This window comes from Streptomyces sp. VTCC 41912 (genome assembly GCF_045799175.1).
GTDB classification, from domain to species: Bacteria; Actinomycetota; Actinomycetes; order Streptomycetales; family Streptomycetaceae; genus Streptomyces; species Streptomyces albulus_C.
Genome location: NZ_JBJMAB010000011.1, coordinates 61827 through 74074, shown reverse-complemented (window position 1 = coordinate 74074; position 12248 = coordinate 61827). Strand labels below are relative to the sequence as shown.

Sequence of the window (12248 nt, the reverse complement as noted above, 5' to 3'; positions counted from 1 at the left end):
GGCCGGTGCCCGTCGTGCCCACCGGGGCGACGGCGGGCGAGTGGACCGGCCGGGGACCGTGCCCTGGTGGTGTTGCGGATCCACCACAGGCGGCGGGATCCGGCGTGCCCCGCCCCGCCCGGGTGCGTAGGGTCGGCAGAGTTCGCCGAAGCGGCGGACACGGACGGGCGAGGAGGGGACGGCGGGTGTCGGTCAACGCGTCCACGCGGCCTGGCATCGGCCGGCGACTGTCCGACGGGGCGAGGCCGTTCCGGGGCCTGACGGGTCCGGCGCGGCGCCGGGATCCGGCGCGCCCCACCCGCAGCGGCGGCGCCGACCGGAGCGTGCAGGACACCGCCCGCGCCGCACCGGACATCGGCCGCGCCGCGCGGGTCATCCGCACGGCGCACGGTGCGGGCGCCGAGCGCCGGCCGACCGCCCTCGACGCCCCCGCCGTCGACCGCACCCGCACGGACCCGGACCCGGAGCCAGAGCCGCGGCCGGCGAGCCGCCCGCACCCGTAGGCGCCGCAGCCGCAGCACCGATGAGCGACCGGGCCGACACGCACCCGGCATCCCACCCGACCTGCTACGACACACAAGGGGACGACGATGACGGCGGAGCTGGTCCGGGGGCAGAACCACCCACTGGACGGCACCCGTGTGGAGATCCGGATCGCGGCCGACGGGCCCGTCCTGGTCGGGGTCGCGCTCGGCGACGGCCAGGGCCGGCTGGCGGGCACCGAGGCGGTGGTCCATCCGGGCGCACCCCGTCGGCCCGGCGTCGAGGTGCCCTCCGGGGCGGCGGCCGAGCAGCGCATCGCGGTCGACCTCGACGCGCTGCCCGCCGCGGTGCACCGGCTGAGCGTGCTGCTCGCGCTGCCGGGCGGGCCCGGTGCGCCGCACGCCTTCGGTGCCGCGGCCGCGCCGTCGCTGGTCGTCGCGCAGGCCGACGGCACCCCCCTCGCGGCGTACGTCGTCACCGGCCTCGGCCTGGAATCCGCGCTGGTCGCCCTGGAGCTGTACCGGCGCCGGGGCGCCTGGCGGATTCGCGCGGTCGGCCAGGGGTACGCCGGCGGACTGCCGGAGCTGCTGCGCGACCAGGGGATGCCGCGCGCCTCGGAGCTGGCCGCCGAGATCGAAGCGGCGGCGGGCCCCGGCCGGACACCGGCGGCAGTGCCGCCCGACCCGGTGGCGCTGCACCACCCCGGGCAGTCGACGGTCGGCAGCAGCCCCGAAGCCCCGGCCGCGGGCCCCGACACCCCGCCTTCCGGAGATCGGGCCGACTACCGCCATCCCCGACGGTCCACGGCGCCCGCCTCCGCCCCGGCGCCCGGGGGCGTGGCGGCGTCCGCCCCGTCCGCGTCCGGCCCGCCCGCGCCGTCCGCCGGCCCCGGCGCCCCGACCGCACCGGTCGCCGGCGACGCAAACGGCTGGAGCATGGAGGAGCGGCTCTACAACCAGGTCCGCGGCATGTTCGAGGACCTGGCCCGGTCGGTCGCCGCGTACCGCAGCGCCACCGGTTTCGCCGCGTCCCGCCTGGAGCGGGAGCTCGACGAGGCGCTCGCCGACCCCGCCACCCGGCTGGGCGGTGCGGCCGAGACGGCCCGGTCCGCCGCCCGGGACCGGCACACCGACCTGGTCGATCGGGCCCGCGCCGTCCTCGACCGTGACCTCGCCCAGCTGACCGCCGAGTCGGAGGTGGTGGAGCCGGCGCTGCCGCCCGCCCTGGCCCGTTGGGACAACCCGGTGTGGCAGGGCTACGAGGTTCCCCAGCGGCATCCGATGGCGGTGCGGCTGGGCGATCTGCACCTCCCGGAGGCCCCAGGTCTGCGCATCCCGATGCTCGTCCGGCTCCCGCTGGAGCGCGGACTGTGGATCGACAGCGGTCCGGGCCCGTACCCGCGCGGCGGGTACGACCCGGAGCGGGAGTTCGGCCGCCGGGAGCTGGGCGGTGCGCTCACCGACGCGGTGCCCGACGAGGCCGCGCTGGGGCGGCTGGCCCTGGAGACCGCCGTGGCGGTCGCCGCCCGGCTGCTCGCCGCCCATCCGCCGGGTGCGTTCGCGGTCCAGGTCATCGACCCCGCCGGCGCGGCCGCCCCGGCGCTCGCCCCGTTGCGGGAGAGCGGCCTGCTGCCCGTCTCCCCGGCCACCGGCGCCGCGGGCGTGGCCGCGGTGCTGGAAGCGCTGACCCGGCGGGTCGACCTCCTCCAGATGGCGGTGCGGCACCGTGCGACGGAGGCCCTGCCGCCGGAGCTGGATCCGGCCGAGCAACTGCTGATCGTCCACGACTTCCCGCACGGCTTCGACGACCGCGGGCTGAACCAACTGCGCTATCTGGCCGACGAGGGTCCCGCGGTGGGCGTCCACCTGATGATGGTCGCCGACCGGGACCGGGCGCGGGAGTACGGGCCGGTCCTGGATCCGCTCTGGCGGGCCCTGTTGCGGCTCACGCCGGTGCCCGACGTCCATCTCGCCGACCCGTGGGTCGGCCACGCCTGGACGTACGCGCCGTCGCTCGCGCCCCGGCGCAGTGAGGTGCTCCGCCGGGCGCTGGACCGTGTCGCGGCGGCTCGACCGGCTGCGGATCCGGAGCCGGGCTGACGCCCACCAGCCCCGTCAACCGTTCCGTAAACCGCCACTCACCTGCGGTTTTAGACTTTCCTTTGCCATTTCATGAACTTCCTTTACCCTTCCTTGGAAGGGGTGCGGAAATCCCCGGCAGCGACGACGCTGTGAGTGCCGTACGACTCTGCCGGAGGAGCAGTGGACGTTTCCCTGAACCTGTGGGTGCTGACCATCCTCGGTCTGGCCGCCCTGATCGCCGTTGACTTCTTCATCGGCGGGCGCAAGCCCCACGAGGTGTCCCTCAAGGAAGCCGGCATCTGGACCGGTGTCTGGATGGCGCTGGCCGTGCTGTTCGGGCTCGGCCTGCTGGTCTTCGGCGGGGGCGCGCCGGCCGGCGAGTTCTTCGCGGGCTTCATCACCGAGAAGTCGCTCAGCGTCGACAACCTCTTCGTCTTCGTCCTGATCATGAGCAAGTTCGCGGTGCCGGCCGTCTACCAGCAGCGGGTGCTGTTGGTCGGGGTGCTGATCGCCCTGGTGCTGCGGGCCGGCTTCATCGGCGCGGGCGCGGCGATCATCGCCAACTTCTCCTGGGTCTTCTACCTCTTCGGGGCGTTCCTCATCTGGACCGCCTGGAAGCTCATCCAGGAGGCGCGGGGCGGCCAGGAGGACGAGGAGTTCGAGGAGAACCGCTTCCTGAAGGCGGTCGAGCGGCGCTTCCCGTCCACCGACCAGTACCACGGGACCAAGCTGTTCGTCGTCGAGAACGGCCGGCGGCTGATGACCCCGATGCTGATCGTCATGCTGGCGATCGGCACCACCGACGTCCTCTTCGCCCTGGACTCCATCCCGGCGATCTTCGGCCTGACCCAGGACCCGTACATCGTCTTCACCGCCAACGCCTTCGCCCTGATGGGCCTGCGGCAGCTGTACTTCCTGATCGGCGGACTGCTCAAGAAGCTGGTCCACCTCTCCTACGGCCTGTCGGTGATCCTCGGGTTCATCGGCGTGAAGCTGGTGCTGCACGCCCTGCACGAGTCGGGGGTGCCCGTCCCGGAGATCAGCATCCCGGTCTCGCTGGGCGTGATCTGCGCGGTGCTGGCCGTCACGACGGTGACCAGCCTGCGGGCCTCCCGGCGCCAGGCGGCGGCCGAGGAGGCCGCGGCGGCCGCCGACGAGGCCGGGGCGCACCCCCGCCCGTAGGCGCCGCGGAGAACGGCACGGGCCCGGTGGGCGGAGAGAACCACCCACCGGGCCCGGTGCCGGGCGAGCGGCCGCTACCAGCCGCGCTCCCGCCACTCGGCGAGGTGCGGCCGCTCGGCACCGAGCGTGGTGTCGCCGCCGTGTCCCGGATAGACCCAGGTCTCGTCCGGCAGCCGGTCGAAGAGCTTGGTCTGCACGTCGTCCAGCAGGCTGGCGAACCGTTCGGCACTGCCCCAGGTGTTGCCGACCCCGCCCGGGAAGAGGCAGTCCCCGGTGAAGACGTGCGGGTGGCCGTGCGGGTCGTCGTAGACCAGCGCGATGCTGCCCGGGGTGTGCCCGACCAGATGACGCGCGGTCAACTGCACCCGGCCGACGGTGATCGTGTCGCCGTCCTCGACCGGGACGTCCGTGGGCACGGGGATGCCCTCGGCGTCGTGGCGCCCCGCGTACGTCCGGGCGCCGGTCGCGTCGACGACCTCGCGCAACGCGCCCCAGTGGTCGCCGTGCTGGTGCGTGGTGACCACGGAGGCCAGACCGCCGTCGCCGATCAGGGTCAGGAGCGTGTGCGGCTCGGCGGCCGCGTCGATCAGCAACTGCTCGTCGGTCGCGCGGCACCGCAGCACGTACGCGTTGTTGTCCGTCGGACCGACCGCGACCTTCGAGATCATCAGGTCGGTCAGCTCGTGCACGTCGGCCGGTCCGCCGACCTTCACTGCTCCGCTGTAGCTCATGGCACCAACTCTAGAGCGGCGGGATGACCGGCAGCGCGGCGCCGGGGGTGTCCAGCCGGCCGCCGTCGGCCCGGCCGGTCAGCCAGCCGACGAGGTCCGCCGGCGCCCCGCTGACCACGACCGCAGGGGCCGGCGCGGTGCCGGGGGCGTCCCGGCGCCCGGTGCGCCACCGGCGGCCGTCGTCGGCCCGGAGCTCCAGCGCGGGCAGCTCCGGGTGTCCGGCGAACTTGATCTGGGTGAGGAAGTCCAACTCGCTGTCCACGAAGGCCGGCGGGAGCTGTTCGACGGCGTACCCGACGCCCAGGTCGACGTGGTGCAGTTCGACCTCTGCCAGCCGCCGCAGCGCGAGCCGGTCGGCCCGCTCGACGACGCCGTTGCGCATCTCGACCTCGTACGCCCTGCGGTCCTCCGGCAGGGCCTGCGCCGCCGCCTCGAAGCGGGCCGCGCTCTCCTGGAAGTCCTCCAGGTGGGTCGCCAGGGGACGGTCGGCGTCGCGTTCGATGTCGCCGTCCCGGGCCGCGGCGCTGGCGTACATCGGGGTGCGGACGCCGGTCCGCGCCCACGTGAGGAGATTGACCAGGGCGTCGGCGTTGCGGGCCAGGTGGGCCAGCACGTGACCCCGGGTCCACCCGGGCAGCAGTGACGGCTCGCCGATCGCGGCGTCGTCGAGCTTGCCCAGGGATACCAGCAGCCGGTCGGTCGACTCGTGGACGGCGGACACGTGGCGCGGGAAATCAGGAGGGATGGTCATGGCCCGACGCTAGCGCCGGGCGGGCCGGTCCGGGAGGACTACGGAGGCATTCGGCGGTGAGCACGGGGTGGTGCTGGTGGCGCGGATGGTGCACGACGGCGCGAGAGGGGCGGTCGGGGCCGCCACCCCTGCTACGCCGTCCGCCCACTCCGCGCCCCTAGGCCGCCGGGACCGCCGAGGGCGCCCCGAACCACCGGCCCAGCGCCGCGTCCAACTCCCCGTAGGAGCCGGGGGCGTCGGCCGCCCAGGCGGTGCAGCCGTCCGGACGCAGCAGCAGACCGGCCAGGTCGGGCCGGTCCGGACAGCGCACCGTCAGGGTCCGCACCCGGTCGCGGTGGCCGGCGGCGCGCCCGCGCAGCGCCGGATCGTCGGCGAGGTCGAGCAACAGGCCCCGGCCGTCGTGCAGATGGTCCGCGAGCCGGTGGCCGTCGGACAGCTCCAGGTCGGGGGCGCTGCGGCCGGTCAACGGGTGCGAACCGGGCAGGTCGTAGCGCTGCCAGACGCCGGAGATCTTCTTGACGAAGAAGGTGGTGGCGTCGGGTGTCGCGGACAGCTCGGCGACGACCCGGCGCAGCGCCGCGGCGTGCGGTTCCGGCCGCATCAGGGCCACTTGGGCCCGGGTCCAGTCCAGCACCCACGCGCCGAGCGGGTGCCGCTCGGCGGTGTAGGTGTCCAACAGCCCCTCCGGGGACCAGCCGTGCACCGTGGCGGCCAGCTTCCAGCCGAGGTTCACCGCGTCGCCGAGCCCGAGGTTGAGACCCTGGCCGCCGAACGGCGAGTGCACGTGGGCCGCGTCGCCGGCCAGCAGCACCCGGCCGCGGCGGTAGCCGGACGCCTGCCGGGCGTTGTCGGTGAACCGGGTCGCCGCGTGCACCTTGGTGACCGTCACGTCCGCGACGCCGGAGACCCGCCGCAGCGCGGTCTGCAACTCCTCGGCGGTGACCGGCGCTTCGCGGTCCGCGGGCGGTCCGTCGAACTCCACGGTGAGGATCCGGCCGGGCATCGGCCCGTGGGCGTAGGTCCCGGTCTCGGTCCAGTTCCAGCCGGCGCCCAAGCCGTCGGCCCCGGTCATCTCCACGAGGGCCTGGTGGCCGGTGAGCGACGGGGCGGTCCCGGGGAACGGGAAGCCGGCGAGCTGGCGCACGGTGCTGCGCCCGCCGTCGCAGCCCACCAACCAGCCGGCGCGCAGCGACCCGTGCGAGGTGTGGACGTGCACGCCCTCGTCGTCGGCGTCGAAGCCGGTGAGGGTCACGCCCCGGCGCAGGGTGACGCCCAGCTCGGCGGCGCGGTCGGCGAGGATCCGCTCCAGTGCCGCCTGGGGGACCAGGCCGACGTTGCCGGCCGGCCCGCTGCCGGCGAATTCCGGGTCCGCGGCGTCGAGCAGGTCGCCGCGGAGCATGATGCCGGCGAAGTGCCCGGCGAACTTCGGCGCCGGTGCCGTGACGGGGGCCCCGACCGCCTGCCGCTGCCGGACGAACGAGCCGAACCCCGCCAGGCTGGCGTTCTGCACCTCCACCAGCTGCGGCAGCAGCCCGCGCCGGTAGAGGGCCTCCGAGCTGGGGGTGTTGAGGGACCCCGCCTTGATCGTGGTGTCCACCTCGGTCAGTCGCTCCAGGACGACGACCGGGACGTCCGCCAGTGCCAATTCGCAGGCGAGCATCAGCCCCACCGGGCCGCCCCCTGCCACCACTACGTCTGCGTCGCGCTTCATGAGCGAGAGTGTAGTCACTAAAAATTTGTCTCCGCTACAATTTTTCGCGTGAGAGGAGCGGGAGTGACGGAAGAGGAATCGGTGGCGGAACGGGACGGGGCGCGACGTTCCGCAGGTGAGGCGCAGGACGACGGGACGCTGGGCCTGCGCGAGCGGAAGAAGCGGCTCACCCGGCAGCGGATCTCCGCGGAGGCGACGGCGTTGTTCCTGGAGCGGGGGTTCGACGAGGTCGCCGTCGCCGAGGTCGCCCGCGCCGCCGGGGTGTCCACGATGACGGTCTTCAACTACTTCCCGCGCAAGGAGGACCTCTTCCTCGACCGGATCCCCGAGGCCACGGAACTGGTCGTCGGCGCGGTGCGGGGGCGCGGTGCCGACGAGCCGCCGCTCGCCGCGCTGCGCCGGCTGGCGCTGGAGCTACTGGTGCAGCGGCATCCGCTGGGCGGGCTGGGGGAGGGGTTCGAGCACTTCTTCCGCACCGTGCTGGCGGCGCCCTCGCTGCGGGCGCGGGCCCGTGAGGCGGCCGAGGAGATCGAGACGGCGCTGGCCGGGGCGCTCGCCGAGGCGGCCGGCGGCGACCCCGCGCGGCCCGACCGGGACGCCCGGCTCGCCGCCGCGATGATCGTCGCGGCCTGGCGGACGCTCTACACGGAGGTCGTCACCCGGCAGCTGGAGGGTGACCCCGTGGAGGAGGTGGCCGTTGAGCACGAGGCAGTGATCCGGCACACGTTCGACGTGCTGGCGCGGGCGCTGCCGGACGGGGGTCCGGAGCGGTCCTGAATGCGGGGGCGCCGCCCACCGGACGGCGTAACGGCTGGTCACCGCGGTGGGAAGGTTGTGGGGCCGCCACACGTTTGGGTGAAGAGGGCTTGCGAGGCCCGTAAATCGAATGCACGTGCTATAGGCTCGTGTCTGGCATCCCAACGACACTGCCGCGACGGCCCCCATACCCTTGGTCCGGGGCCCGCTCCGCTCCGCCGCCTCTGCTCGCTCACCGCGCGGCGGACGCAGCCCGTGGCTTCCGCCCCTCTCCAAGAAAGGTGCCGACCGGCGTGGCCGACCGTCTCATCGTCCGTGGCGCTCGCGAGCACAACCTCCGCAACGTCTCGCTCGACCTCCCCCGCGACTCCCTCATCGTCTTCACGGGGCTCTCCGGGTCGGGCAAGTCCTCGCTCGCCTTCGACACGATCTTCGCCGAGGGGCAGCGGCGCTACGTCGAGTCGCTCTCCTCCTACGCCCGACAGTTCCTCGGGCAGATGGACAAGCCCGATGTGGACTTCATCGAGGGCCTGTCCCCCGCGGTCTCGATCGACCAGAAGTCGACCTCGCGCAACCCGCGCTCGACGGTCGGCACGATCACCGAGGTCTACGACTACCTCCGCCTGCTCTTCGCCCGGATCGGCAAGCCGCACTGTCCGGAGTGCGGACGGCCGATCGCCCGGCAGTCGCCCCAGGCCATCGTCGACAAGGTCCTGGAGCTCCCCGAGGGCAGTCGCTTCCAGGTGCTCTCGCCGTTGGTGCGCGAGCGCAAGGGCGAGTTCGTCGACCTCTTCTCCGACCTCCAGACCAAGGGCTACAGCCGCGCCCGGGTCGACGGCGAGACCATCCAGCTCACCGACCCGCCGACGCTCAAGAAGCAGGAGAAGCACACCATCGAGGTGGTCATCGACCGCCTCACGGTCAAGGAGAGCGCCAAGCGCCGGCTGACCGACTCCGTCGAGACCGCGCTCGGCCTCTCCGGCGGCATGGTCATCCTCGACTTCGTCGACCTCGACGCCGACGACCCGCAGCGCGAGCGGATGTACTCCGAGCACCTCTACTGCGCCCACGACGACCTCTCCTTCGAGGAGTTGGAGCCCCGCTCCTTCTCCTTCAACTCGCCGTTCGGCGCCTGCCCGGACTGCACCGGCATCGGCACCCGCATGGAGGTCGACCCGGAGCTGATCATCCCGGACGAGGAGCGCTCCCTCGACGACGGCGCCATCCACCCCTGGTCCGGCGGCCACACCAAGGACTACTTCGGCCGTCTGGTCGGCGCGCTCGCCGACGCCCTGGGCTTCCGCACGGACATCCCGTGGGCCGGGCTGCCGCAGCGCGCCAAGAAGGCCCTCCTCCACGGCCACAAGACCCAGATCGAGGTCCGCTACCGCAACCGCTACGGTCGCCAGCGCGCCTACACCACCGCCTTCGAGGGCGCCGTGCCGTTCGTCAAGCGCCGGCACAGCGAGGCCGAGAGCGACAGCAGCCGGGAGCGCTTCGAGGGCTACATGCGCGAGGTGCCCTGCCCGACCTGCGAGGGCACCCGGCTCAAGCCGATCGTGCTCGCCGTCACGGTCCAGGAGAAGTCGATCGCCGAGGTCGCGGCCATGTCGATCAGCGACTGCGCCGACTTCCTGCGCACCATGACGCTCAACGCCCGCGAGAAGACCATCGCCGAGCGGGTCCTCAAGGAGGTCAACGAGCGGCTGAAGTTCCTGGTCGACGTCGGCCTGGACTACCTCTCGCTGAACCGCGCGGCCGGCACCCTGTCCGGCGGCGAGGCCCAGCGCATCCGGCTCGCCACACAGATCGGCTCCGGCCTGGTGGGCGTGCTCTACGTCCTCGACGAGCCGTCGATCGGCCTGCACCAGCGCGACAACCACCGCCTGATCGAGACCCTGGTCCGCCTGCGCGACATGGGCAACACCCTGATCGTGGTGGAGCACGACGAGGACACCATCAAGGTCGCGGACTGGGTCGTCGACATCGGCCCGGGCGCCGGCGAGCACGGCGGCAAGGTCGTCCACAGCGGCCCGATGAAGCAGCTGCTGGCCAACAAGGACTCGATCACCGGCCAGTACCTCGCCGGCAAGCGGGCCATCGCGACGCCGGACGTCCGCCGTCCCACCGACCCCTCCCGCCAGCTGACCGTCCACGGCGCGAAGGAGAACAACCTCCGCGACATCGACGTCTCCTTCCCGCTCGGGGTGCTCTCCGCCGTCACCGGCGTCTCCGGCTCCGGCAAGTCGACGCTGGTCAACGACATCCTCTACACCCACCTCGCCCGCGAGCTGAACGGCGCCAAGTCCGTTCCCGGCCGGCACACCCGGGTCGCCGGCGACGACCTCGTCGACAAGGTGGTGCACGTCGACCAGTCGCCGATCGGCCGGACGCCGCGCTCCAACCCGGCCACCTACACCGGCGTCTTCGACCACGTCCGCAAGCTCTTCGCGGAGACGATGGAGGCGAAGGTCCGCGGCTACCTGCCGGGCCGCTTCTCCTTCAACGTCAAGGGCGGTCGCTGCGAGAACTGCTCCGGCGACGGCACCATCAAGATCGAGATGAACTTCCTGCCGGACGTCTACGTCCCGTGCGAGGTCTGCCACGGCGCGCGCTACAACCGCGAGACGCTGGAGGTCCACTACAAGGGCAAGTCCATCGCCGAGGTGCTCGACATGCCGATCGAGGAGGCGCTGAGCTTCTTCGAGGCGGTGCCGACCATCGCCCGTCACCTCAAGACGCTCAACGAGGTCGGTCTCGGCTACGTCCGACTCGGCCAGTCCGCGCCGACCCTCTCCGGCGGTGAGGCGCAGCGGGTCAAGCTCGCCAGCGAGCTCCAGAAGCGCTCCACCGGCAGCACCGTCTACGTCCTCGACGAGCCCACCACCGGCCTGCACTTCGAGGACATCAGCAAGCTCATCAAGGTGCTGTCCGGCCTGGTCGACAAGGGCAACACGGTGATCGTCATCGAGCACAACCTCGATGTGATCAAGACCGCGGACTGGGTCATCGACATGGGCCCCGAGGGCGGCAACGGCGGTGGCATGGTCGTCGCCGAGGGCACCCCGGAGGAGGTCGCGGCGATCCCGGCCAGCCACACCGGCAAGTTCCTGCGGGACATCCTCGGCGACCGGGTCAGCGACGCGACGCTGGTCAACGGTGGGCCCCGGAAGCCGGCCGCCCGCAAGACCGCGGCCAAGAAGAAGGCGGTGGCCGCCGACGCCGCCGGGAAGACGACGGTGACGGCCTCGACCGCGGCCAAGAAGCGCACCGCCACGTCCACGGCCAAGAAGCGCACCGCCACTTCCACGGCCAAGAAGACCGTGGCGAAGAAGACCGCGACCAAGAAGACGGCCGCAAAGAAGACGACGACGCGGGCCCGTCGGACGTCCTGACGCCGCACCATCGCACAGCGGGGGCGGAGCCTTCCCGGGCTCCGCCCCCGCTGCGCTGCTCACGACCGCCCGGCCGGGCCGCCGGCCGACGGGCCGGGGGCGCGCCTCAGTCCGCCAGTTCCGCGGCGAACGGCGGCTCCGCGCCCGCCCGGGAGCAGGTGACGGCGGCCGCCCGGGCGGCGAACCGCAGGATGTCCGCCCAGTCGTCGGCGGTGAGCGCGCCCACCGCCGCGTACGACAGCGCGCCGTGCCCGTCCAGCCGGTGCAGCAGCGCCGCGTTGACGGTGTCGCCGGCGCCGATGGTGTCGACGACGTCCACCCGCTCTCCGGGCACCGCCACCTCCCCGGCGCCCCGCGTCACGGCCGTCAGCCCGTCGCCGCCGTGGGTGACCACGATCGCGGCCGGCCCGGCGGCCAACCACTCCCGCGCCGCCGCCAGCACCGCCGCCCGGTCGGCCCCGTCGGCGCCCGCCCCGGCCAGCCAGGCCGCGTCCTCCTCCGACAGCTTCAGCAGCGCCACGTCCGGCAGCCAGGAGCGGAAACGGGCCCGGTAGGCGTCCGGATCGGCGATCAACCCCGGCCGGATGTTGGGGTCGAGGGCGGTGAAGACCCCGCGCCGGGCCTCCCGCCGCAACAGCGCCTCGTACGCCCCGGCGCCCGGCTCCAACACCAGCGAGCAGGTGCCCAGCGAGAGCGCCCGCACCGTCGTGGGCAGCGCCGGGGGCAGGGTGAAGAGCCGGTCGGCGGTGCCCTCCACGTAGAAGCCGTAGCCGGCCGAGCCGTCTTCGCTGACGTCCGCCACCGCCAGGGTCGTGGGCTCCGGCCCGCGTTGCACCAGCGAGGTGTCCACGATGCCGTCGTGCAGACCGCACAGCAGTGACGCCCCGAAGGCGTCGGTCGAGACCCGGGAGCAGAAGGCGGTGGGGGAGCCCAGCCGTCCGAGCGCCACCGCGGTGTTGTAGGGCCCGCCGCCGCGCCGCGGCAGCAGCGCCGGCAACGGACCGTCCGGGGACGGCTGCTGGCTGGGGACGAGGTCGATCAGCGCCTCGCCGGCGACGACGATCACGAGGTGCGGGTCCTTTCCTGCGGCGGCCGGGACCGGCCGGGGCGTGCGGGCGGGGGCCCGTCCGGGCCCGGGGGATGTCCGGTGGGGCGCGG

9 protein-coding genes are annotated in these 12248 nt (G+C 73.5%); 5 read left to right on the top strand and 4 right to left on the bottom strand.

Features of this window, described 5'->3' with window-relative positions; genetic code table 11:
* Positions 1-185: 185 nt before the first annotated feature.
* The 3 genes from ACJ6WD_RS18235 (at position 186) to ACJ6WD_RS18225 (ending at position 3746) form a co-directional block, all read left to right on the top strand.
* A complete protein-coding gene (locus ACJ6WD_RS18235; protein WP_407616179.1) occupies positions 186-503 on the top strand; it encodes a hypothetical protein in 318 nt (105 codons plus the stop codon).
* 87 nt (positions 504-590) lie between these two features.
* On the top strand, positions 591-2582 hold the full coding sequence (locus ACJ6WD_RS18230) for a TerD family protein (protein ID WP_407616178.1): 1992 nt from the start codon (positions 591-593) through the stop codon (positions 2580-2582).
* 162 nt (positions 2583-2744) lie between these two features.
* Positions 2745-3746, top strand: a complete 1002-nt coding sequence (locus ACJ6WD_RS18225) for a TerC family protein (RefSeq protein ID WP_233658206.1) — start codon at positions 2745-2747, stop codon at positions 3744-3746.
* Positions 3747-3820: 74 nt separating this feature from the next.
* Here ACJ6WD_RS18225 and ACJ6WD_RS18220 read toward each other — a convergent pair whose 3' ends face one another.
* The 3 genes from ACJ6WD_RS18220 to ACJ6WD_RS18210 form a co-directional block, all read right to left on the bottom strand.
* Entirely contained in the window at positions 3821-4477 is a 657-nt protein-coding gene (locus ACJ6WD_RS18220; protein ID WP_376446110.1) for an MBL fold metallo-hydrolase, read from the bottom strand.
* 10 nt (positions 4478-4487) lie between these two features.
* Positions 4488-5228: a maleylpyruvate isomerase family mycothiol-dependent enzyme gene (locus tag ACJ6WD_RS18215; RefSeq protein WP_331247139.1), complete on the bottom strand. Its 741-nt coding sequence runs from the start codon at positions 5226-5228 to the stop codon at positions 4488-4490.
* 157 nt (positions 5229-5385) lie between these two features.
* Positions 5386-6939: an FAD-dependent monooxygenase gene (locus tag ACJ6WD_RS18210; protein ID WP_407616177.1), complete on the bottom strand. Its 1554-nt coding sequence runs from the start codon at positions 6937-6939 to the stop codon at positions 5386-5388.
* A gap of 63 nt (positions 6940-7002) precedes the next feature.
* Between ACJ6WD_RS18210 and ACJ6WD_RS18205 the strand changes: the two genes are divergently transcribed.
* Positions 7003-7716 (top strand): TetR family transcriptional regulator, encoded by a 714-nt coding sequence (locus tag ACJ6WD_RS18205; RefSeq protein WP_331247141.1) that lies wholly within the window; start codon positions 7003-7005, stop codon positions 7714-7716.
* Positions 7717-7988: 272 nt separating this feature from the next.
* The gene (gene uvrA, locus ACJ6WD_RS18200; RefSeq protein ID WP_376557659.1) at positions 7989-11090 is read left to right on the top strand and encodes an excinuclease ABC subunit UvrA; all 3102 of its coding nucleotides are present in this window, start codon (positions 7989-7991) and stop codon (positions 11088-11090) included.
* A gap of 106 nt (positions 11091-11196) precedes the next feature.
* On the opposite strand, the gene ACJ6WD_RS18195 is transcribed toward uvrA, so the two are convergent.
* Entirely contained in the window at positions 11197-12156 is a 960-nt protein-coding gene (locus tag ACJ6WD_RS18195; protein WP_407616176.1) for a carbohydrate kinase family protein, read from the bottom strand.
* Positions 12157-12248 lie beyond the last annotated feature (92 nt).